This is a genomic window from Nostoc sp. JL31 (assembly GCF_017114965.1).
Classification (GTDB): domain Bacteria; phylum Cyanobacteriota; class Cyanobacteriia; order Cyanobacteriales; family Nostocaceae; genus Nostoc; species Nostoc punctiforme_A.
In genome coordinates this window covers 1-23,847 of record NZ_JABXKO010000084.1, presented here as the reverse complement: position 1 = coordinate 23,847, position 23,847 = coordinate 1, and the positions used below count along the sequence as shown (strand labels likewise).

The window sequence follows — 23,847 nt, the reverse complement described above, 5'->3', positions numbered from 1 at the left end:
AGTTCAAAGACTCATTAATGGAGTTCAAAGACTCATTAATGGAGTTCAAAGACTCATTAATGAAGTTCAGAGGCTCATTAATGGAGTTCAGAGGTTCATTAATGAAGTTCAGAGGTTCGCGCGTGATGTGCTACTCCTTCCACTACCTCTTTCTCTCACGATTTTTTTATGATGCGAGTCTCCTTCTTGGTGCATCGAGAACAACTTCCGCAACTGAAAAATCACGTTTAATTTTCAAGCTGTTGAGATAAGCGATCGGATCGTCAGCGTTAAAGGGAGTACCATCGAACAGTTGGATCGGTTGGCGAATATAGCTAATATCCAAACCTAATTCCCGTGCGGCGGTGCTGAAAACACGAACTCGACACACCCGTTCAACAACTTCTACCCAATTTCTGGGGAAGGGAGTGTCACCCCAACGCGCCAATTGACTCATAATCCAAATTTGTTCGGTGCGACTGGGGCGGTTGATCGCGGAATCGGAATAAAACTGGTGATGGGCATAGTCCCGCAACGGATGGTCTAAGTCACAGGTGAGATTATCTGGATCTTCGAGCTGAATGTATTCTAAATCAGTGCTGACGTACTCTCGCCCTGCTAAAATTTGCCGAATTTCTTGGGTATTTTCGGGATTTGCACAATAGTGACAAGCTTCTAACAAAGCTTTAGTCAAGGCAATATGCGTATTTGGATAATTTTCTGCCCAATCTTCCCGCACACCAAGAACTTTACCTGGGTGTCCCAACCAAACTTCTAAATCGGTAGCGATGGTAAAGCCGACATTTTCCACAGCAGCGCGGTAGTTCCAAGGTTCACCCACGCAGTAACCATCAATGCTTCCGGCTTTTAGGTCAGCTACCATCTGCGCTGGGGGAATGGTTTTCATGTCCACATCGCTATCGGGGTCAATTCCACCAGCTGCTAGCCAGTAACGCAGCAGCAAATTGTGCATAGATGCGGGATGCACTACTCCCATTGTGTGCCTTTGTTCGTGGGTAAGAATCAGATGATTTCTGAAGTCAGATAAGGTTTGCACGCCTTGATCGTAAAAGCGTTTTGCTAAGGTGATGGCGTTACCGTTGCGAGTCATGGTGAGGGCGGTGACAACGGGCAAAGGTTGGTTATTATGTCCTCCCAAAGTTAGCCACATCGGCATCCCTGAAGGCATTTGAGCTGCATCCAAATAACCACCACTTATGCCATCTTCTATACCCCGCCAGCTACTTTCCCGCACGAGGTTAACTTCATCTAAACCATGTTTGAGAAAGAAACCTTTTTCTTTAGCAACTGCTAAAGGGGCGCAAGCTGTCAGAGGTAAAAAGCCAATTTCTAGGTTAACTTTTTCTAATCCATGACGGGCAACGTCGGCAGTTTTTCTCGCCCGAATTTTTTTGATGCGTTTCTGCTGATTGAGGAAGTAAATCATCTCACTCCGCAAGCTGTAATAGCTGGGATGTTCTACTACTTCCATCCGCTTGCGGGGTCTGGGAATATCCACTTCTAAAATGTCGCCGATTTTAGATTCGGGGCCGTTAGTTAACATCACGATTCTGTCAGATAACAGCACGGCTTCATCGACATCATGTGTCACCATCACGGCGGTAACTTCATTTTCTTCGCAAATTTGCATCAGTTGTTCTTGCAAATTGCCGCGTGTGAGTGCATCCAATGCGCCAAAGGGTTCATCTAGCAGGAGTAATTTGGGACGAATCGCTAAGGCGCGGGCGATCGCAACTCGCTGCTTTTGTCCACCTGATAACATTCCCGGCTGTTTGTCAGCATGGGGACGCAAACCCACCATATTTATATGTTTTTCGATAATGGCGTTGCGTTCGGCTGCGGGTAAACCCTTCATTACCGAGTCCACGGCGAGGGCAATATTTTCTCTTACCGTCCGCCAAGGTAATAGCGAATAATTTTGGAAAACCACCATCCTGTCTGGGCCGGGTTTGGTGATTTTTTGTCCTTCGAGAGTGACAATACCTTCAGTTGGCAAATCCAAACCCGCAATCATATTTAATAGAGTGGATTTACCGCAACCGGAGTGACCAATCAAAGAAATGAATTCTCCTTTTTTAATTTGGAGGTCGATTCCTTTGAGGGCGATATATTTGCCACCACCAGTTAATTCAAAAACTTTTTCAATTTGATCGACAGCTACAAACATAAGATATTTGGTATTTGGTATTTGGTATTTGGTATTGGTCATCTAAAAGAGGCGGAGGGGTGGGGTGCGGGGGACAGAGAGGAAAACTCCTCTCCCTTGCTCCCTGCTCCCCTGCTTTTTCCCCATTACCTATTTCTGTTCTGCTGGTAAAATCTTGTTTTGAAGCCAACCCATTGCTTTATCTAGCAACAATCCAACAATGCCGATATAAACTAGAGCCAAAATTACTTCGCTGACGTTGTTATTTTGATAGGCATCCCAGATAAAAAACCCGATTCCGACAATACCGGACATGACGATTTCGGCGGCGATAATTGCTAACCAAGCTAAACCTATCGCAATTCTCAAGCCGGTAAAGATGTAGGGTAATGCCGCCGGAATCAAAATATTAGTGAAATATTCTTTGCGGCTAAGTTGCAGAACCTTAGCGACGTTGTTGTAATCTTGGGGAATTTGCGTAACACCGACAGCAGTGTTAATTAAGATAGGCCAAATTGCCGTAATGAAAATTACGAATAAGGCTGCGGGTTCGTTTTGTCGTAAAGCTGCTAAAGAAATCGGAACCCAAGCTAGAGGTGGTACAGTCCGCAGTAGTTGAAAGATGGGGTCTAATGCTTTGGACATGGTTTTATTCACCCCAATCAAAATGCCTAAACCAATACCAACGATCGCAGCTAGGGTATAACTGATAGCAACCCGTTGCAGACTAGCGAGAATCTGCCAAAATAAACCTTTATCAATGCCACCTCGGTCATAAAACGGCCAGAAAATCAGAACCCAAGTGTCTTGAATAACTTGTATCGGCCCTGGTAATGTCGCTCCTGGAGTCCAGGCGAAGAGTTGCCAGAGAACGAGGAAGATGGCGATCGCGATCGTTGGTGGTATCAGGTCAGGAAATTGCTTTTGCAGACTGGCTATAAAGCTATTATTAAATCTAGGGCTTGCAGGGCGTTTTTGGGCGAGTGTCATGATGCTGCATTCTCCTCAAATTTTATTTGTTATTTATCCTTCGTAAATAATCGATATCTCTAGACGCGATTCATCGCGTCTCTACAAGAGATTAATCGTGTCTCTACTTTTTGATTTTGAGACTCTTGAGATATTGTTCTGGTTTTTCGGGGTCAAATTTGATGCCATCAAAAAACTCTTCTACACCACGGGATGTATTTGTGGGAATGTCAGCAACGGCGATGCCAGCTTCTTTTGCAGCTTCTTTCCAAATATCTTCGCGGTTGACTTTGTTGATAAGTTCCTTCGCTTTAGCAGCATTATTATCTAGGTAATCTTTTGGTAAGAATCCCCAACGAACATTTTCAGTGATGAACCATAAATCATGACTCTTGTATGGATAAGAAACACTACCTTTCTCATCTTTCCAGTAATAAGCAGCCATTGATTTATCATCAATTTTGCGACCATCACCCATGTCATACTTCCCTTGGTATGGATCAGCCAGGATTTCGGGTGAAGAAAGATTGAAATAATTTCGTCCAGCCAAAATTTCAGCCGCTTCTTTGCGATTATCAAAATTATCTAACCACTGTTGAGCTTCCATAATTCCTTTTAAAATTGCTTTGGTAGCCTTGGGATTTTTATCAACCCAATCGCCTCTCATGGCGAGGTATTCTTCAGGATGATTCTTCCAAATTTCTGCGGTTAATGCTGCTACGTAGCCGATTTTGTCTTGCACCAGGCGATAAGGCCAGGGATCGCCTGTACTAAAGGCATCCATTGTTCCTGTTTTCATGTTGGCTACAGTTTGCGCGGCTGGTACTGTGAGCAATTTGACATCTGCATCCGGGTCTAAGCCACCTGCTGCTAACCAGTAGCGAATCCACAAATCTTGGTTGACATGGGGAAAGGTGAATGCAGCAGTGAAGGGTGTTGAGGATTTTAATTCCTTAAATAAAGACTTAGCGCTGGCGAGTTGTAAACTAATACCTTTGCCTTGATGCTTGCTGGCGATCGCAATTCCATTTCCATGTGTAATCAATTGACATAATACATACATGGGAATTTTTTGATTGCCCTTGGTAATTAAACCTTCTGTAATTAAATGTGGCATTGGCATCTGCCATTGACCGCCATCTATCCCACCACCGCCAGAACCAATTTCTACATTGTCTCTGGCTGCACCCCAAGAAGCTTGTTTGGAAAGGTCAACATTAGTCATGCCATACTTGGCAAAAAAGCCTTTTTCTTTAGCAATAATTAAAGGAGCCGCTTCTACAATGGGAATATATCCCAACTTGACTGTAGTAGTTTCTGGTGTTTGTTCAGGGCTAATATTAGCAACAGTTTGAGCCGTTGGCTGTGCTTGACTGCTTCCACCAGTGAGGTTTTCAGGAGGATTACCCAAACAGCCTTTGAGGAATACAGCACCCGCAGATACTCCGACTGTAAAGATGAATTTGCGGCGAGAAATTTGATTAAAAAATTCTGTCATAAATATCTCCTGAAAACGTAAATGTTATTTTTTATAGCTATGACAATTTAGGCAAAAAACCTTGGTTTCTTGCATTATTAATGATTAATCAAGCTATATTTGACCAAGCGATCGCAGCCATTTCATCAATGAAATAGCTACCTGTATAAAAACTCGGCTAATTTATTGGCTCTGCTTTTTTAATGTGATGCAGAGGTATCATTCACCTTGTTGAAATTAGTTTACAGCCTTTGAAGCCGAAATTGTTAACTTGGAGTGGAGATTATTAAACAAATATTAGATTGGATGTATAAGTAAAAATTTATCTATTATCCTCAACTATAGGAATAATTTTTAATATATAAACTCTTATCTATGAAGACTATTATGTTTAATTTATGATTTTATGTCTCTGTTTATTTTCTAACTTAATTTTAGTCATAATGTGTCATATATAAGTTTTCATTTATCATGACTATCATGTTGAGACTATGATTTATCTAGCAACTCTATTTGATTTGGAAATACCAAGAGGCTCAGATCCCCGACTTCTTCAAGAAGTCGGGGATCTTTCTATTCGTAACTCCTACATGGATTGCTATATCACATCCAGATAATTAGTTATGATTGTCTCAACCAAGCAAACAATTGTGAGTATTTTAAGTAGTATATTCGGCGTTAATCTTCACGTAGTCATAACTCAAATCACAACCCCAAGCTTTACCCACACCATGACCATTGCCAACATTAACGGAGATTAACACCGTATCCTGTTGGAGATAAGCACCCGTCGCTGCTTTTTTTAAATAAGCACTAGCTGCTCCACGATCAAATTGCAGAGGTTGCCCATTTTCTAACATTAAGAAATTCCCTAGCTTAATTTGCAGGTTTTCTTGCTCAAAGGGCACACCTGCACGTCCAGCGGCGGCGGCGATGCGTCCCCAGTTGGGATCACGTCCAAAGATTGCAGATTTAACTAAGGATGAACCGGCGATAGTTTTGGCTATTTGTCGGGCTGAGAGTTCGTCATGAGCGCCAGTCACTTCCACTTCAATGAGACAGGTTGCACCTTCACCATCACGAGCGATCGCTTTGGCTAAATGCTGACAAACTGCTGTTAACATCGCCTCTAATTTCTCTGCTTCTGCGCCCCATTCTATAATTGCTGGGGTGCGAGATTGACCATTTGCCAAGGCAATTAAGCTGTCGTTGGTGCTGGTATCACCATCCACAGTGATAGAATTAAAGCTTCTATCAGCTGCCCTTGCTAACATCTGTTGCCAAAGGTGAGGCGAAACCACAGCATCACAAGTCACAAATGCCAGCATGGTTGCCATATTAGGGTGAATCATACCGGAACCTTTAGCAATGCCGCCAATTCGTACCGGGCGGTCGCTTATAGTTGTCTCTAAAGCAATAGATTTTGTTACCAAGTCTGTAGTGATAATCGCACCGGCGGCGGCATCTGAGCCTGTTTGTGATAGTGCTGCTACTACTTTGGGAATTCCACTTCGCAAAGCATCCATCTTAATTCTTTGACCAATCACACCAGTGGAAGCCAATAACACAGATTCAGACGAGATGTTCAAGGCTTGGGCTATTGCCAGAGCAGATTCTAGGGTATCAAGGTAGCCTTGAGTTCCTGTAGCGGCGTTTGCTTGTCCGGCGTTGCAGAGGATGGCACGAGCGCTTTGTTTGGCTTGCAAGCGTTGGCGACAATATTCTACACAGGCAGCTTTCACTTGGCTGGTGGTGAACACACCAGCTGCGATCGCTTCCACCTCTGAGAATATCAAAGCTAAATCTGGCAACCCCGAAGGTTTCAATCCTGCGGTAATTCCCGCCGCCTGATACCCCCTTGGTGCTGTGATACCACCTGTTATTTCTTGCCAATCTGCCATTATTTTTCCTTACAACTATCAGGTTGGATAGGTCAATTTGTACTTTACAAAAGTGCTGAGTTAGGAGTTACGAGTTAAGAGTTATTAGTTTCCCCCTACTCCCCACTCCCTTTTATTGTGAGTTTATTTGCTGATGGCAATAATAATGCACCAGTTGGCGATTGGCATAATTGTTTTTACCTTTCTTATGACGAAAAACCAAAACAAAAAAAGAGAGCCACTTTGGTCACTCTCTAGATCGTCAGGATACATCTGCTTACTGATCTCTCTGATTTACTTTTTAAGGGTTAATACTTATTTATTGAGATTATTTCTAAAAATTTTTGAACTTTATCCGTAAATACCATGAAAATAAAATAAAAAAGAGAGCTACTTAGGCAGCTCTCCAGATCATCAGGGTGCATCTACTTACCACAGCATATCATTTTACGTATGAGGGTTGTCACCAGCTTTTATATGAAGATTGTGTGAAGCAAGACCGGGAAAATACTTAGTTGGGGAATTGGGCATTGGTTATTTCCCCTTTGCCCCTCTGCCCCTCATGCTTCCTCACCCAACAAAGTTAGCTTGACAAGCTCACTAGGCGTTCAGTTTTTTCTCGACCAATTCGTTAGTCAGCTTAGGATCGGCACGTTTGTCTGTCTTTTTCAGAACTTGTCCAACAAAGAAGCCTTTGAGGTTAGTGTTACCGTTGCGATACTTTTCTAGTTCTTTGGGATTGGCGGCTATGACTTCATCAACAATTGGTTCCAGTACACTAGGATCGGTGATTAACTCTTGGCCGGCAAAGGCTTTTTCAGGAGAAATACCACTAAGCAAATCTGGCAACTTTTGTTTAGCTTGAGCATTGCTAATTTTGCCCGTTTCAATGCGAGTGATGATATCTGCTAAATTGGTGGGAGTCAGTCCGATTTGAGTAATAGTGAGTTTTTGCTTATTGAGGTGGGCTGCAATATCTTGAGTAATCCAGTTGGCAGCAGCTTTGGCATTTGCTCCAGATGCGATCGCAGTTTCAAAATATTCGGCTATTGAACGATCTTCTGTTAAAACTCGCGCATCGTAAGGGGAAAGCCCCAACTCACTTTCGTAATGATGGCGTTTTTGGGCTGGTAGTTCTGGTAATTCGCTACGCCATTGCTCTAATTGTGCATTTGACACCTCAATTGGTGCTAAATCTGGTTCGGGGAAGTAGCGGTAATCGCTAGAACCTTCTTTCACGCGCATACTACTTGTGCATTGAGCGCCTTCTTGCCACAGCCGAGTTTCTTGGATGATGCGATCGCCTGCTTCGATGGCGGCGATTTGGCGCTCAATTTCATAGTCAATCGCCCGTTGGATGGCGCTGAAGGAGTTCATGTTTTTAATTTCTACTTTGGTGCCAAATTCCTTTCGTCCTACTGGACGCACGGAAATGTTGACATCGCAGCGCAGAGATCCTTGTTCCATGTTGCCGTCACTCACGCCGAGATATCGGACAATCCGGCGCAACTCTTCGGCATATTCAGCAGCTTCTACTCCAGAACGTAGATCGGGTTCGGAAACAATTTCTACTAATGGGATGCCTGCGCGATTGTAGTCTACCAGAGAATAGGAAGAACCAGAAAGGCGATCGCTACCTGCGTGTACCAATTTTCCCGCATCTTCTTCCATGTGCAGACGCGTAATGCCAATGCGTTTGCGAATCGGATTACCCTCAGCATCCACCAACTCAATTTCTAACCAACCATGTTCTGCGATCGGTAGATCGTATTGAGAAATTTGGTAATTTTTCGGTAAATCTGGATAAAAATATTGTTTCCGGTCAAATTTACTATATTTAGCGATTTGACAATTTAGTGCTAAACCAGCTTTGACTGCGTATTCTAATACTTTTTCATTGAGTACAGGTAAGACCCCAGGTAAACCCATACAAACCGGGTCAATGTTAGTATTGGGGTCAGAGCCGAATGCCGTAGAGCTATTAGAGAAAATCTTGGTATTAGTACTCAGCTGACAATGGGTTTCTAAACCAATAATCGCTTCATACTCAGTTTTTACAGTCGTCGCAGTGGTCATAATATCAATAATTTGGGCATAATCCTTGTAGTGGTACTATTGTAGCGGCGTATTGAGTTGCTCTGAAGACGGTTATTTGGGTGAGCAATGCTTACCCTGTTGAGCTTGAAAAGGGAGACGCACATCTAAGGTGAAGAAAATCTTAATCATTGGTTCTGGAGGTGCTGGTAAATCTACCCTAGCCCGCGAACTCGGAACCATCTTAGGTTTAGAAGTGATTCACTTGGATGCTTGGTACTGGAATCCTGGTTGGGTTGAGACTCCAAAAACTGAATGGCAGAGCATAATCCAAGACCTAACCCTACGATAATCTTGGATTATGGATGGTAATTATGGCGGTACTCTCGACGTTCGTTTGTCGGTTGCAGAGACGGTATTTTTTTTGGATTTTCCCCGGCTTTTATGTTTATCACGAGTGATTAAACGTCGCTTCATCTATGCTGGACAATCTAGACCTGATATGGCATCAGATTGTCTTGAAAGATTAAACTGGGAATTTCTCAAATATATCTGGTCATACCCAATTATTCGTCGTCCTGGAATTTTAGAAAAACTTAGTCAAGTAACACCAAATCAGCAAGTTATTATTCTCCGCAAACCAATAGAAGTTAGAGATTTTTTGCAAAATATTTCACACAATTCAGATTTAATCAATTGATTTTTATGAAAAAAAAATGAATAAATAATATATAAAGTATATATTGTTACTTATGTGTTAGCCAATTACCAAAAAACTAGATTAAATTACTATGATAAAGTATGAAATTAGCAAATTATGGTAGGGAGCAACTCAGATTATGATTGATGTCAAAACAGCAGTAAATGCTGCATATCAATATATAAAATCCATACAAGATATAATGGGTTCTTCATTAGGAGATTTGAGACTGGAAGAAGTTGAACTTTCTGAGGATAAAAGCTTCTGGTTGATTACTTTAGGGTTTGATATTCCTAAAAAACCTCCTAAAAGCCGATTGGAAGATTTAATTCCTCCCTCTCTTACTTCAACCCCTGTGTTGTATGAACGAGAATATAAACTTTTTAAAGTGAATTCTCAAACTGGCGAAGTAGAAGCAATGAAAATTAGACAAGTATGAAAGATTTGATTGCTTCCCTTGTTCGTCGTTATTGCCAAAAAGGGGTTTTAATTGATACAAATATTCTGCTTCTCTTTTTAGTTGGGAGCGTCAATCAAGAACGAATAACTAAATTTAATCGAACCCAGCAATTTATACCAGAAGATTATGAGCTTCTGCTAGAATTTATTGCACGCTTTCAAAAGCTTGTAACAACTCCGAATATTCTGACAGAAGTTAATAGCCTTGCAAATCAACTTGGTGAACCGGAACGTTCTCAGTGCTTTGCAATATTTGCTCAATTTGTTAAAAATGTTGCTCTTTTGGATGAATACTACGTAAATAGTTTAGATGCGGTTAATACTGAAAAATTTGTCAAGTTCGGACTTACTGACAGTGGAATCCTAACTTTATCTAAAGGGAAGTATCTTGTACTAACTGATGACTTCAAGCTAGCAAGTTATCTTCAGAGTGTAGAAGTTGACGTGATTAACTTTAACAATATTCGTGTCTTTAACTGGAAGTAAAAATATGAAATTATTTTGGAAGGGTTAATTTCTATAATTTTTATATATAAATTAAAAAATGCCTGGGAGTGTTGCCGTGTTTCCACCCCAGACATTTTTTATTCTTAACTTGCTCCTCACACACAAATAGATAATATCACTACTTCTATCAAATGGCAAGTATATTGAGTGACAATTCTAAAACCACACAGGCAATCCAATTTCTGACCAATTAAAAAGCGCTTGGGAGTGTTGCCGTGTTTCCACCCCAGGCGCTTTTTATTTTTAACTTGCTCCTCACACACGACTAAAACATATCACTAGTCCAATGCAAAAGCAAGTAAATTATGTGACACTTTTTCAACTGCACACCTTACGGTCAATAATTTAGTGTAAAAAGTGACGTACACCAGTTAAGACCATCAGCAAACCCAGTTCGTTAGCAGCTTTGATTGAATCTTTATCGCGCAAACTTCCCCCTGGTTGGACAATGGCTGTAATTCCTGCTGCCGCGGCTGTTTTGACTGAATCATCAAAGGGGAAGAATCCGTCACTGGCTAAAGTTGCACCTTTGGCTTTTTCTCCAGCTTGTTCTAGAGCTATTTTAACTGAGCCAACGCGGTTCATTTGACCAGCGCCTACTCCTAGTGTAGTGCGATCGCTCGTAACAACAATGGCATTAGATTTAACGTGTTTGCAAACTTTCCAAGCAAATAGCAATTCGGCTAATTCGCTCTCAGTGGGTTGACGTTCAGTCACAACTTGCCATTGACTGGCGTCAGCAATCACATCATCGCTAGCTTGGACAAGGAAACCACCTGCGATCGCTTTCACTGTATCCTTAGGGCCACTGCTCAAATCAGCTAGAGTCAAAACCCGCACGTTAGATTTCTTAGCCAGGATTTCTTGGGCTTCTGCGTCACAACTTGGTGCAACCACACATTCTAAAAATGTTTTAGTTAACTCGCTAGCTGTAGCCGCATCAATCGGACGGTTGAGTGCGACAATCCCACCAAAGGCAGAAGTCGAATCAGCATTAAAAGCTTTTTGATAAGCTTCGGAAATTGTACTTCCCAATGCCGTACCACAGGGATTTGTATGTTTGATAATCGTTGCTGCTGGAGTATCAGTGAACTCAGCAATGATTCGGCGTGCGGCTTCTAAATCAACTAAGTTATTGTAACTAAGTTCTTTACCTTGCAGTTTCGTTGCGGCTGCCCATCCCGTTGGGGTACTACCAGTTTGATACCAGGTGGCGGGTTGATGGGGATTCTCGCCGTAACGCAGAGATTGCAATTGTGTGCCACTAAGGGTGTACTGCTCTGCTTCTGCTAGGTAAGATGCGATCGCTTGATCGTAACTAGCAGTGTGCGAAAATCCTTTTAATGCCGCTTTTTGCCGAAACTCTAGGGATGCTACGCTGTTATTTTGGCGCAATTCCTGCAAATACTCGTCATACTGTGCCGGATCGCATAATACAGCCAGATGAGCAAAATTTTTCGATGATGCCCGTAGCATTGCTGGCCCACCAATATCAATCTGTTCAACAGCTTCTAATAATGTTACCCCTGGTTTAGCGATCGTTTCCTCAAAAGGATATAAATTCACCACCACTAAATCAATCGGGCGAATTTGGTTATTTTCTAAATCTGTAATATCTTGGGGAACATCTCGCCGCGCCAAAATCCCACCATGAATTCGGGGATGCAGCGTTTTGACTCGACCACCCAAAATTTCTGGTGAACCTGTATAATCTGCAACTTTTGTGACAGGGAGTCCCGCATCTTTGAGTGCTTGGGCTGTTCCCCCACTGCTGATTAAATCAAAGTCAAATTCTTCAACCAAGCTACGGGCTAGGTCAATTAAACCAGTTTTGTTAGATACACTCAGCAGGGCTAGACGCGCCATTGATCAATTCCTTAAAAGTAGGCTAGAAGCGAAGGATCTCAAGTTTTGCATAAGCCTTGGTTTACTTCAAGACCATGAGGAATAATAGCGTTAATTATCATCTAGCCATCACTTTTATCAATTAAGACTGCTACAGATGGCAGGCATTGTGCCAGTGCGACATTTATTCTTCCTCTTCTTCCTCATCCATAATATCTAATTCACTTATGTAATTAATATATTCTTCATGATATTCTCGCTGTTCTAAAAGCCTGTCTACTCCATCAATATTAATTTTATTTAAAACCTCTCTTGCCGCTTTCATAGCTTGTTTCTTCATTATCAGTTTATTTTTATTTGATGAAAATTCTAATAATCCTTCTGCCACTAAAGCATTAATTATCTCAAAATCAAATCCATTCCAACAGTTAACGCCAGTAAAATTTTCTTTAGACTTTTCACGACTATTGTTAAGGTACTCATTATGTTGATCTCCACTTGAAAGGTATATAATCATTAAATATAAAGGTTTCATAACTGCGTAACGCTCTTGAAAAATCCTTAAACTTTCTTGTTGGACTTCAAATTCATCTGCAAGATTACAAGCTCTACTATAGGCTTCTTCTTGATTCTTGTAAAACCAAGTAGTTTTTATTAAGTCTGGTTCTTTAGTACACTCTGCTAGAAAATTTTTGCCAAAAATATCTGATTCTGGAAGTTCAAAAACAGTAATTTTCCAATTTTTTCTGTTTTTACTAAAGATTTCTTTTTTATTTGTCAGCAATCTTTGTGTTTCTGCTTGCTCTTTAGCTTTCTTTTTTAACAACAGTTGTTCGCGTTCTGCTTGTTCTCTAGCCTGTTTAATTTCATAAGCATCATCACAAATATTTAGCTTCTTATTAACCTCTTCCCAGAATTCACTATCTTTTGCATATAGACCTTTTTGAGTCAAGCTATCAATAAATTCTTGACCACAGAGTTGAATAGCATTTTTTTTCAATGCTGGTAAGTTAGTAAATGCTTCAAAATTATTTTTATCCATTTTTGCTTTTTAGAAAAAATTAAAATTTACATTAGTTCTGCTTGTAAATTTATACTCATTAATTTTCCCCTGATCTTTTCAAAGATACACATTATCATGTAAAAAATTATTTGTGTAAGAAATCTTAAAAAAAGTATTAGAAAGGTAAAACATATTTATCTTGACAGATTAGACACATTTAAGATATTAAAAATACAGAGTCCATTTGCTGAGACTGTAAAGTTCAAGCAAATGAAGCAGTCGTAATACTGAAAATTACAAAGGAAATAATTATGCCTTCACAAGGTACTGGCGCTAACGTTGACCCGCGATCGCTTAACCCGTCTATTGACCTCGCTACAGTCATAGAGCTACTTGCTCAAGCTATTTCTCCTAGCAGTAATCAGGCAAATACTGACCAGCTAAATCCTAGAGGGATGCAGCTGTTTGAATTTGATGACAAACAAAATAAACGCCTGAGAATAAGTACTTCAGCCGTTATGTATCGGTTATTTGCGCAACCTAAATTTAAAGAAGCTTTGAAACCTGCTCCTGGCAGTGGGTTTATTCAAAACTTATCCATGCCAGCATACGGTAATAGGTCGCGCGTTGGCGGCTGTTTGAGTGATGGTAATGCTACAAAGTTACCTGGTGCGATAGACAGATTAATGGCTGCTATTGACCAAGCACTGAATACTGCTGTGCCTTCCGAGAGCTTGTTATCAACATTGCTGTTAGATGACCCTGATAAGCAACTCAAACATCTTGCTAAAAAAGCAGGTACGAGTTTCCAGAATATAGCCAATACTGCCAACCTCGTACATATAGCATTTCAAGCTGGAGATACTAAAGATAACAAGTCTGTGGCGACGGTTATTTGTGCGCGCGAACGAGTTGAAAATACTGATTATTTTGAGCAAATGTGCAGTGCTGCCTCAGAATATTTAGAAAACGAACTTGACAACGATGAAGATGATGTTAATTCATCGATCGCAACTTTAAAAGAAGAAAAAAATCGATATGATAGCCAAATCGAGCGCTTTTTAAATTTTATAGACGACGAAGCATTGTCACGAGTCCGATTGACAATTAGCTTTCGGATTATGGAAGCGATCGCAGAAAATGCCCGATCGAGTAACGACCCAGATTACCAACTTTTAGTAGAGTATGTCAATCGAATACTCACTCTAGTTGAATCTGCTAAAGAAGAAGGCTATACGGTTGATTTAACGGCTCATTTCGGTAGTGCAGCTGAGTTCGACTTGGCAGATGAACTTAGCAAAGCGACCTTTTATTATTGTCTAGCTGTTTGGCCTGAGTGGAAAACTCAAATTTTCGAGCAAAAGACTAAAAATCAAGTAGAGCGTGAAGTAAGTTATCGTTTTCGAGTCAATGGGCAAAATCCAGAATTAGGCAAACCTGCTTTTGAAGTACGACTCGATCAAATTAGAGAATATTTACTGAGTAATGATGAATCTTCCTTACAAAAACCTTGGGAAATTTGTCGTCGTTTAGCTCAACTTATCTTTTTGGCAGTCGTCGTTCCCAAAAAGGACGAGGAACCGCTAACTAAAGAATCACTAACAGAAATGGTGAATCAACTCCTAGCAAATTTTAAATCGCAGGGTACAGAAGCTATTCGCCAGACTTTAGAAGAATTACAGGAACGTTCCGAGTCAATGAAGTCAATTGCCAAGGCTCTGATGAAAGTACTGCGCGACAGGAGCCAGAAAGTAGTATCTCAAGTTCAGGATCGCTCCTCACAACAATTCATCTGTGTAAAAAGCAGCATCATTAATTGGGATCGGCTAGAAGGGGCAACATTAGGTGTGAGAAAGTTGCTTGTAGAGCCACAAGAAAATTCCAGCGAAAAGGTTGAATGGTTCAAACATATTGAAATTTGTGAGCAACCAGCAACATCAGGACTTCTATTTTCGGTTAAGGTTACTGCCGAGCTTTCGGAATATGACTTAAAAACTAAAGATACATTTAGTCAATTGCGGGCAAAGCGTTTATTGCCGCAGAAACTCCTCCAAGTTTGTTGGGTTCCTCGTTCTTGGAAGAGAGGAGAAGATCGTCAATGGACTTATGAGCTATCTACAAATGCTTCTCAATTTGCTGGGTGGGCATTATCAGCCGCAATCATAGTGGAATACGATGTTGAAACTGTGAGGCGGCGAGCAAATACAAGAGAATCTGAGGAAAATAAGCAGTATCATGCAGCCGCAGTTACCGCCTTTGCTGTGCTAGTTTACTGTTGTTTGTGGCAAATTATTACACGATTGCAAAAACGTCGTCAGAAGGAAAAATCGGTTGATTTTACAACCTTAATGCTGCGACTGCAAGAAACAGGAAAACAACTAGATGAAGATAAGGACAAGAGCGGCGATGCTTATATTTATGCAGCCGCCCAAACCTTAGAAGCCATACTAGGTGAAGATACCCCAATCCGAATGCAGGGACTTATTCTAGATAATCTGGTGAAAAAACCTAAACAAACGCAAGATTTTATTAAAGCTGGTACTTTTAAGGCGTTTTTAAGTGCATTTCCACTTTGCATTAGTAGCCCAGATTCTAATTCAGCCCCCAAGATTGGTTTAATTTCTTATGCAAGCCGTCCCTGTAACGAGGGAAATTTTCCTAATGATGAAGAAAAGGCATATCTTTTTCTGACTCAAAGTTATATTGCTACATCTGTTAGTGAACCGTTTATCGGTTATGAACTTAAAAGAGAACGGATGCAGTCTGATGTGCTTGATTCTCCAGAACAACTGAAAACGCAACGCCTAGTTCAAGAAGAAATTCGTCACCTCAGAGCTAAAGGATGTCAGCACATTATTTTATTAGCTCATGCCTATGGCGATCGCCGCATTAATCGAGCCGCAGATAACAATTCTTCTTTAATACCTACAGAATTTTTAGAAGCAGTCTTTCAAACTTTTCCTGATATCAACATTTACCCAATGGTGCGGGATGTATTTCCGGCTACACGCTTGCGCGAACGAGGTTACAGTGAAGCGGCATTTGAAATTTTGCAAGCAGGAGATCATTCAGGTTTTCCGCGATCTGTTAAGGCAGACTACTTTCGTGATTTAATTCCGGTTTATACTTTTGCCACACTTCATGCTATTCAAGCAGAAGAGCGCTTACAATCTGGTTTCTGCATTTATTTCTTAGTATCGGATAGAAAAGTTAGCAATATTAATTGGACTGAACGCGCTCGTCAGCATTTGATTAATCCTGATTCAGAATCTCGTATTAATCCTTGCTTACTAGCTGTACTACGGGGCTTGCATTTTATTGAAGCTGAACGAGGTGTGTACAGAAGTCAACTTAGCCCAGTCCTAGATCCATTTAGTTGGATATCGCCTAATACAGTTGAAGAGGCTGGTGAAGTCAAAGTTCTTCATACCCGCCGCAAAGGACAGGTATTACTTAATTATCGCGCTGTACTTACCCACGTTTCTCAAGTTCTGCACAGGAAGTAATGGAATCATCCTTTCTACAACAAGCCTCTATTTGGGGACAGGTATTTGAAATTGCTGTTAAACGCGGTGTTTTACAACAGTTGATTCATAGAAACTTACTTTTGAACGATCATCCTGTTCTCCAGCCTTGGCAATCTCACAAAAATTCAGATATCTCCCACCAACTGGTGAAAGAATTCAAAATAACAGATGCCAATAACAAAGAATGGGTGGAAACAATGCTACGTCATCTGCTGGTACTCGGCTATGGTTTAGGTTGGACAGCAATGCGTGAGTGTCTCAACCACAGTCAAATTAGACAACCTAAACTAGAAGCAATTTGGTGTCCGTTGACACTCCCATGTCAACAAATGCAACGGGATGAAGAAAAAGAAGAGACAGCAAAAGCATTTCAAGAAGCTTTCAAACTACCAGGAAAACCAGATGAGAACTTAGTCAACCGAGGACAACCAGCCAGAGCCGATTTTATTTTATGGCTGTCCAACGAATTTAGTCCAAACAGAAACACAGAGGAAATAATACCCTCTGAAGACTTTAAAAGTGCCTTCTCCCAGCCAAAAGATATAAAACGCAAAAAAATTGAGAACTTAATTATCTGTCTGGAATTTTCCTATAACGCACCCATCAAATTTGCAGATTTTCAAAAAGAAGCACCTCATAGAGAAGAAATGAGTCGCTATGCCCGTTACATTGAATCACGGGGAGTCTTCTCTAGAGTTTGTGCAGAGGTTGAAGGTGAAGAATTTTCACTCTCTAAAAGGTTGGAAAATTTTCTTTCAGCATTTAGTGGTCAAGATAAACCATTATTTAAGCTCTGTCAGGCATCATCTTATACAGATCGCCTGATTCATCTGTTACACGTGCATAAGCGATTAGAAGGGAGTTGTAACGCCAGAGTGATCGCTGTCACATCCAATGGTATTGAAAGTCTTACGGCTCAATTCTTCGGTGTGGAACCAGAACCAGATACTAGAGCCAAGTTAATGAAATCATTGGGAAAAGCATATTGCCAGGCTAAACATTCAAAGGATGATGAGCCACTCGATCTAGATGCGGAAATCCAGTTGGTGTTCAAGAAACTCTTGAAAGGGCTACCCTCTGCTTTTAAAGAACAAGCACAACATCTAGCTGAAAAACCAACTCTAGGCCAATACTCCCACTTTCTCTTTCAGGAGAATGTGACGGACTTCTACAACCCAATGGGTGAAATTAGCAAGGCTGAGGCGATCGCATCTATTGAAGACAACGACGCATTACTTGAGTTCTTTGGAGGCAATTCTGTTACACAAATTGCCGATTGTATCAATGAAATCAGCCCCGATAAGGCAACAATTCCTCTGCGACAAGTACACGAGGCAGCAGTATTTGCTGGTATAAGTTCTGCTCAAGTCGGTAAAATTAACGTCCTAGCTTTGGAAGGAAATCCAGGTATTGGTAAAACCACTGCTGTGATGAAATTTCTCAAACAGCAGACTCAAGGTTTCTTATTTTTGTATCTGAGTCCGCGAGTTGTCATTAATCGAGATGTCACCGACAAACTTGCTAAAGAAAACGATCGTCCCACTGGGATATTAACCATCACCAGCAATAAAAATTTGATTGTTGCAGCTCCTGAATGGTATGAAAAACAGGTTCAGGAAAACAATTTTCCATCTCGCTGTATCGACAGTGCCGTTGTTGTCGATGGTATTGAAAAACTCACACTTCCTGATAGCAATATCTTCTTTCTCACCCCAGAACAAGAACATGACATTGATTGCAATATAGTCGGCTCGACTCGGTTTAAACGCCGTCTCAACGAACGAGATTACAGCGTAGAATCGCTTTACAGTCCCGGTGTATTGGGTACTATAGCAAAGTCAGCCCGAAAATTACTCGAAGCCAATTCCAAGGTTAATCAGCTGGTGATGACTGCTGCTATCCAAGGTTATCGAACGCTCAACAATCAATCAACCACAGTTAATGCCTTCAATAATTTGTTTGCAAAAAAAGCTGATACTAAGGCAGGAAAAAAGGAACGTTCAGCATTTGCAGTGCGAATTCCCACTATAGTTGTCATGGTAGACGAACTGGCTGGTGATGGTGCAGGAGCGCCCTTTGTCCGTAAGTTAGCAGAATGGTTGGAACAGCAGTTTATTAAACCGTTTGATACAACTCCATCTCCGTTTAAAATTGTCCTGATTCTGGCTGATGCCTCACTCAGCAATGAAGTTGTGTTGGATAGCTTTTTGAACTCAGGCGATCGCGCTCCTGATAAAATTCTAATAAGTCAAAGTCGAGGTGAAGCAGCGTTTCGGGTAACAGGGACTTGTACAAAAATTGGCCCCAAAAAACACCCAACGCTACACGTCATGACAAATAGCTATCCCGCTAGTAAACTCAGTATTGACTACAGTATTAGGCTGTCACCCATTAAACCAGGTCAAAACAGTGACGGCACAGAGCAGACAATTAGACAAGCAATTCGAGAAAAATCAGAAGAGGAATCGCTAACAAATGCCTACTTAGAAATCAAGGCTGGGTTACAACAGGGAGCAGAACAGTTAATTTTCTTTGCTCAGGATAAAGCTTTTCTACGTCAGTTGCAGGAAAAATTAACCACTGGTAAAGAAGCTCTGGTAAACAGAGAACAGGTGGAGGTTTTGGATCAAAGTGTATCACCCGATCGGCGATTGAAATTAGTCAAGCCGCCACGACGAGATGAAGTTCGAGTTTTTCTCATGACTTCTTCAGGCGCAAGAGGTGTTTCTTTCCCGAAAACAGATTGGATTATAGCTGCAATTCCCCGATTTAATATTGAAGCTGCTTTAATGGAAGTCGCGCAATTAATTTACCGTGGTCGAGGAATGTATACAGATCCAGAAACCGGAATAGAAGTTTCTGGAGATAACAAAGATAGACGGTTAGTTATGCTAATCAATGATTTCATCATTGAAAGAGAAGATATTGACCCCAAAAGACTATGGTTGCGTCAGTCAAGCGATTTATTGACTTTGCTGGTAATGTTGCGCTCTACAATTCACACCCGCATCAAAGGTGACGCAGGACTTAATAAAAACCGAATTGCATTTGTCCCAGTTGGCTCTGTTGGGGATGAGGAATTGCTACGTTTAATGTCTGATGATGTCTTAGATTTCTTGCGTGAAGCCAAAATTTTTATCAGCGATAGTCATCCTCAAGAAGCAAAAGCAATTGTGAAAAAAGCGGAGCAGTTAACTGCAAACATCTTTAAACATTTTGACCTGAGAGGTCAATCATTAGAGAGAGATGCCAAGTCCTATGCAAATTATCAAACCCTACAAGCTTTGGTCAAAACAGTTTCTAGGATTTCGAGCCGATTATTGCCATCTTTAGATAATGACGAGCTAAAGATACCGGATAATCTAACTTGTATCGGCCCTTTCTGGATAGAAGATTGGAGCGATCGCAAAACTGAAGAAATATTTAGCTTTGAAGCATGGAAAGCTGATGTTAAACAAAATAGCAGTCATCTTTTAGGATCGCTAAAAGAAATTGCCGAAAGCAAGAAGTTCAAATTTCCCTCAAAACTCAAACGTCCTGCCAACGAACTGTATAAACTATTGAGTCGGGAACAAGAGGGATTTGTGATTGAATCTTCCACACGTCAAGCATTAAAAACTAAAAACATAGTTATTGGCTTACCTCTAGACTATCCCCATTTCTGGAATGAACAATCAGAAGATGATATGCGCCAACAGGTATTACAAGATCCGCAAGCTTGGAGAAGTGCGCTAGGACGTTCTCTAACTCCTCAAGGCTTAATCATACCTGTAGTACCTCACTATCGCACATTTCCTTGGATAGCTGTGGCAGGTAGACGGATTTTTACACAATTAGAAACAGTTTTTAGCGATCGCTACTTTATGGCATCCAGTGAATTAAATCTTCTCAATACCATCTTGCTTGAAGATGAAGCAGATAACAAATAGTTAATGTTAGCTTAGGAATTACTTAGCGCAAAGTCAAATTCTTCAACCAAACTACGGGTAAATTAACTTGACGGCGATCGCATTCTTTAGGCAAGCAGCAAATACCGTTAAATACTAAGTCTGCTTGAAGAGATAGGATCTATGTACAGTACAAAAGTAGAATTTTAGGAGTAAACCTCTGTCTTTACAAGCTCTTACCGTTCCCACCGCAACTTCTCAACCCCCAGCAGGCTTAATTGTCACTTTGCATGGTTGGGGTGCTAATGCTGAGGATGTAGCATCTTTGTTACCCTTGCTCAATTTACCCGATTACCAGTTTGTATTGCCCAATGCACCTTATCCTTATCCCTATTCCCCTATAGGGAGGGCATGGTATGACCTGCGGGTGGAAAATATGTATCAAGGGTTGGCAGAAAGTCGACAACTGCTAACAGATTTCTTGGAATCTTTAGAAAGTACCACTGGCATACCTTTGTCACGTACCATTTTGAGTGGATTTTCTCAAGGCGGAGCAATGACTTTAGATGTCGGCTCAAAATTGCCCTTAGCAGGTTTAGTTGTCATGAGCGGGTATTTACATCCTGACGCGCTAACGGCAGCTAAAAGTGGGATTCCGCCGACTTTAATCACTCACGGTAGATATGATGAAGTTGTGCCCCTGAAAGCTGCTTTGAAGGCACGAGAAACTCTCAAGTCTCTAGGAGTGGAAGTAGAATACCACGAATTTGATATGGGACATGAAATAGATCCAAAAACGTTAGAGGTGCTACGAAATTTCGTTGTAAATACAATTGCTTAGTCAGGATTACGAATTTTTTATAAATTCTGGTACAAATTCTGACAATTTTCACGAACTTAATGACTTCTAATGAGTAATATATATTGGGTGGCTGCGTTCAGCGCAACTTAACCCATGCTGAAGGCGAGTGCTGCATAAGGGAGGGGCAAGTATTATGACAACTCTAAGCATTTCCCAAAAAGAAATTGCTGCCATGAGTGCAGTAGAAGTAGAAGAACTAGCTACACGTCTGGAACTGGATAATTATAGTAATGCTTTTGAGGGTTTAAATGATTGGCATCTATTGCGAGCGATCGCATTTCAGCGTCCAGAGTTAGTTGAACCCTATATCTACCTCTTAGACTTGGAACCCTATGATGAAGCTTAGTTGAGAGTTAGGAGTTAGGAGTTAAGAGTTAGGATTTATAACTATTTAGTACTAATTTTTGAACGACTCACTCCTAACTTTTTACCATGACTAATCCAAAATTGAACAGGGTTCTCATTGGTGTAGGTGGCGGTATCGCCGCCTACAAAATCTGTGAATTGGTTTCGACGCTGTTTAAAACTGGGGTAGAAGTCCGAGTTATCCTCACCCGTTCGGCGCAAAAATTTATCACGCCTCTGACTTTATCAACTCTATCTCGTCATACCGCCTACACAGATGATGATTTTTGGCAACCAACTCACTCTCGTCCGTTACATATTGAGTTAGGTGAATGGGCAGATGTGATGGTAATTGCCCCCTTGACAGCTAATACATTAGCCAAGTTAGCCTACGGAATGGCTGATAATTTACTCACAAATACCGTGCTGGCTTCTACTTGTCCCGTGCTGTTAGCACCCGCAATGAATACTGATATGTGGGAACAGTTATCGGTGCAACGGAATTGGCAACAGTTATTGATAGATAGCCGATATCATGGGATGAATACAGCATCAGGATTATTAGCGTGCGATCGCATCGGTGCTGGTAGATTAGCAGAACCTCCAGAAATATTTGCTCACATCCAATCGCTGTTACACACTCAAGGTAAACGAGATTTAGTAGGTAAACGAGTGTTAATTAGCGCTGGGGGAACGCGAGAGTTTCTTGACCCAGTGCGGTTTATTGGCAATCCTTCCACAGGTAAAATGGGATTAGCTTTAGCGCAAGCTGCATTTCACCGAGGCGCAAACGTCACCCTAGTATATGGCCCAGCTAATTGGGATGTGCCATTAGGAGTACAAGGGATTCCCGTTATTAGTGCAGAGCAAATGCAGCACGTCATGGTGGAATGTTTACCCAACGCTGATATCATTGTGATGTCAGCAGCCGTGGCAGATGTGAAGCCAAAAGATTATAGTACAGAGAAATTGCCCAAGCGATCGCTCCCCCAAGCTTTACCTCTGGAACCAGTAGCGGATATAGTTGCCCAGTTAGCACAACATAAACAGCCGTATCAAATATTAATTGGTTTTGCTGCACAAACTGGTGATATTGTCAAACCTGCGTTAGAAAAATTACACAATAAAAAACTTGATGTTATTGTTGCCAATCCCATCGATCAACCTGATAGTGGTTTTGGGAGTGATAATAATCAAGCCATATTTTTAGATAGTCAAGGAAATCAGGTAGAAATTGCACCTTGTTCTAAATTAGAAATGGCACATCAATTATTTGATTTTCTTTCCAGAATCCGAGACAGATGAAACAACTAGCAATGGAATCACCATCCACCTGGCGTTTCATCCCAATGGTTCAGACATCGGGAGCAGTGCAAATGGCGATCGATGCTTGGTTGTTCAGTCAATGTGAAAAGGGACAGCATCCGCCTACTTTGCGTTTTTATACTTTGTGTCCCTATGCTCTCTCCTTGGGACATCTGCAAAAACAATGGCCTGCCGAGTGGCATAATCTGATTTACCAGGGACAGCCACTCGATTTAGTTCGTCGTCCAACGGGAGGTAGAGCTGTTCTCCACCAGGGGAACTTAACTTATGCCCTGATTACCTCAGCTATTACTGGAAAAAGTTGGGGTACTTATGAAAAAATCTGTAACTTTTTAATCCAAGGCTGGCAAACGTTGGGTATTGAGTTAAGTTATGGTTCTGCTGGACGAGGTTACATTCATAATCCCAGTTGCTTCAACACAGCAACAGCAGCTGACTTGGTTACAGCCGATGGAAGTAAGTTTATTGGTAGTGCCCAACGCAAGGGAAGAAATACCATTCTTCAACACGGCTCGATGATTTTGTCTACAGACAAAGGTTTATTTGAGGAAATCTTTGAACAATCGGCTCCGTGGAATACCTCATTTTGCAACACACAGGAAGAGGCTGATTGGATTGTCAAGATTGTGGATACATTGACAGAGACGGCAAAACAGTACTTTGGCATCGAACTAGTTACCCAACCATTCACCGATCTCGAATGGCAACATATCCTCAAATTGCGATCGCTTTATGAAGTGCCTTAGCCTAGCTCACCGTAGGTATCGCCTATTCCAAAACTTGAGGTTATGTAATAAATACGTGAACCTATCCCACTAATAATATTTTGTTAATCCAGATATGAATTGTAGCAAGGTCAATGAATGCGTCAAAGTAAACT

17 protein-coding genes are annotated in these 23,847 nt (G+C 41.2%); 10 read left to right on the top strand and 7 right to left on the bottom strand.

Translation table 11 applies throughout. The features are described from left to right. Positions 1-166 precede the first annotated feature (166 nt). The 5 genes from HWQ43_RS19425 to gatB all read right to left on the bottom strand — a co-directional run bounded on the left by HWQ43_RS19425 (position 167) and on the right by gatB (position 8,548). Positions 167-2,167, bottom strand: coding sequence for a nitrate ABC transporter ATP-binding protein (locus HWQ43_RS19425; RefSeq protein WP_292737064.1), 2,001 nt, complete (start codon positions 2,165-2,167; stop codon positions 167-169). 129 nt (positions 2,168-2,296) lie between these two features. Further along, positions 2,297-3,136, bottom strand: a complete 840-nt coding sequence (gene ntrB, locus HWQ43_RS19420; RefSeq protein ID WP_292737062.1) for a nitrate ABC transporter permease — start codon at positions 3,134-3,136, stop codon at positions 2,297-2,299. A 103-nt stretch (positions 3,137-3,239) separates the two neighbouring features. After that, the gene (locus HWQ43_RS19415; RefSeq protein WP_292737060.1) at positions 3,240-4,613 is read right to left on the bottom strand and encodes a CmpA/NrtA family ABC transporter substrate-binding protein; all 1,374 of its coding nucleotides are present in this window, start codon (positions 4,611-4,613) and stop codon (positions 3,240-3,242) included. A 638-nt stretch (positions 4,614-5,251) separates the two neighbouring features. After that, entirely contained in the window at positions 5,252-6,493 is a 1,242-nt protein-coding gene (argJ, locus tag HWQ43_RS19410) for a bifunctional ornithine acetyltransferase/N-acetylglutamate synthase (RefSeq protein WP_292737058.1), read from the bottom strand. A gap of 579 nt (positions 6,494-7,072) precedes the next feature. Beyond that, a complete protein-coding gene (gene gatB / locus HWQ43_RS19405) occupies positions 7,073-8,548 on the bottom strand; it encodes an Asp-tRNA(Asn)/Glu-tRNA(Gln) amidotransferase subunit GatB (protein WP_292737056.1) in 1,476 nt (491 codons plus the stop codon). Positions 8,549-8,678: 130 nt separating this feature from the next. On the opposite strand from gatB, the gene HWQ43_RS19400 reads away from it, so the two are divergent. The 4 genes from HWQ43_RS19400 to HWQ43_RS19385 all read left to right on the top strand — a co-directional run bounded on the left by HWQ43_RS19400 (position 8,679) and on the right by HWQ43_RS19385 (position 10,151). After that, on the top strand, positions 8,679-8,858 hold the full coding sequence (locus tag HWQ43_RS19400; RefSeq protein ID WP_292737054.1) for a hypothetical protein: 180 nt from the start codon (positions 8,679-8,681) through the stop codon (positions 8,856-8,858). Between the two features lie 9 nt (positions 8,859-8,867). After that, entirely contained in the window at positions 8,868-9,206 is a 339-nt protein-coding gene (locus HWQ43_RS19395) for a hypothetical protein (protein WP_292737052.1), read from the top strand. 139 nt (positions 9,207-9,345) lie between these two features. Beyond that, positions 9,346-9,645: a hypothetical protein gene (locus HWQ43_RS19390; protein ID WP_292737050.1), complete on the top strand. Its 300-nt coding sequence runs from the start codon at positions 9,346-9,348 to the stop codon at positions 9,643-9,645. Beyond that, positions 9,642-10,151, top strand: coding sequence for a PIN domain-containing protein (locus tag HWQ43_RS19385; RefSeq protein WP_292737048.1), 510 nt, complete (start codon positions 9,642-9,644; stop codon positions 10,149-10,151). The genes HWQ43_RS19390 and HWQ43_RS19385 overlap by 4 nt, the downstream gene beginning before the upstream one ends. Positions 10,152-10,517: 366 nt before the next feature. On the opposite strand, the gene purH is transcribed toward HWQ43_RS19385, so the two are convergent. Together purH and HWQ43_RS19375 are read right to left on the bottom strand one after the other, a co-directional pair. After that, on the bottom strand, positions 10,518-12,038 hold the full coding sequence (purH, locus tag HWQ43_RS19380) for a bifunctional phosphoribosylaminoimidazolecarboxamide formyltransferase/IMP cyclohydrolase (protein ID WP_292737046.1): 1,521 nt from the start codon (positions 12,036-12,038) through the stop codon (positions 10,518-10,520). Between the two features lie 163 nt (positions 12,039-12,201). Beyond that, complete coding sequence (locus HWQ43_RS19375; RefSeq protein ID WP_292737043.1) at positions 12,202-13,059, bottom strand: hypothetical protein; 858 nt, start codon at positions 13,057-13,059, stop codon at positions 12,202-12,204. Positions 13,060-13,331: 272 nt separating this feature from the next. Between HWQ43_RS19375 and HWQ43_RS19370 the strand changes: the two genes are divergently transcribed. The 6 genes from HWQ43_RS19370 (at position 13,332) to HWQ43_RS19345 (ending at position 23,713) form a co-directional block, all read left to right on the top strand. Continuing rightward, positions 13,332-16,526 carry a hypothetical protein gene (locus HWQ43_RS19370; RefSeq protein ID WP_292737041.1) on the top strand — a complete coding sequence of 1,065 codons (3,195 nt, stop codon included), beginning with the start codon at positions 13,332-13,334 and terminating at the stop codon, positions 16,524-16,526. Next, positions 16,526-20,476 (top strand): helicase-related protein, encoded by a 3,951-nt coding sequence (locus HWQ43_RS19365; RefSeq protein ID WP_292737039.1) that lies wholly within the window; start codon positions 16,526-16,528, stop codon positions 20,474-20,476. Before HWQ43_RS19370 ends, HWQ43_RS19365 begins: the two co-directional genes overlap by 1 nt. 178 nt (positions 20,477-20,654) lie before the next feature. Next, the gene (locus HWQ43_RS19360; protein WP_292737066.1) at positions 20,655-21,275 is read left to right on the top strand and encodes an alpha/beta hydrolase; all 621 of its coding nucleotides are present in this window, start codon (positions 20,655-20,657) and stop codon (positions 21,273-21,275) included. A gap of 154 nt (positions 21,276-21,429) precedes the next feature. Further along, positions 21,430-21,642: a DUF2555 domain-containing protein gene (locus HWQ43_RS19355; RefSeq protein WP_094351471.1), complete on the top strand. Its 213-nt coding sequence runs from the start codon at positions 21,430-21,432 to the stop codon at positions 21,640-21,642. Between the two features lie 86 nt (positions 21,643-21,728). Further along, on the top strand, positions 21,729-22,946 hold the full coding sequence (gene coaBC, locus HWQ43_RS19350; RefSeq protein WP_292737037.1) for a bifunctional phosphopantothenoylcysteine decarboxylase/phosphopantothenate--cysteine ligase CoaBC: 1,218 nt from the start codon (positions 21,729-21,731) through the stop codon (positions 22,944-22,946). Then, entirely contained in the window at positions 22,943-23,713 is a 771-nt protein-coding gene (locus tag HWQ43_RS19345; RefSeq protein WP_292737036.1) for a biotin/lipoate A/B protein ligase family protein, read from the top strand. Before coaBC ends, HWQ43_RS19345 begins: the two co-directional genes overlap by 4 nt. Positions 23,714-23,847: the final 134 nt, after the last annotated feature.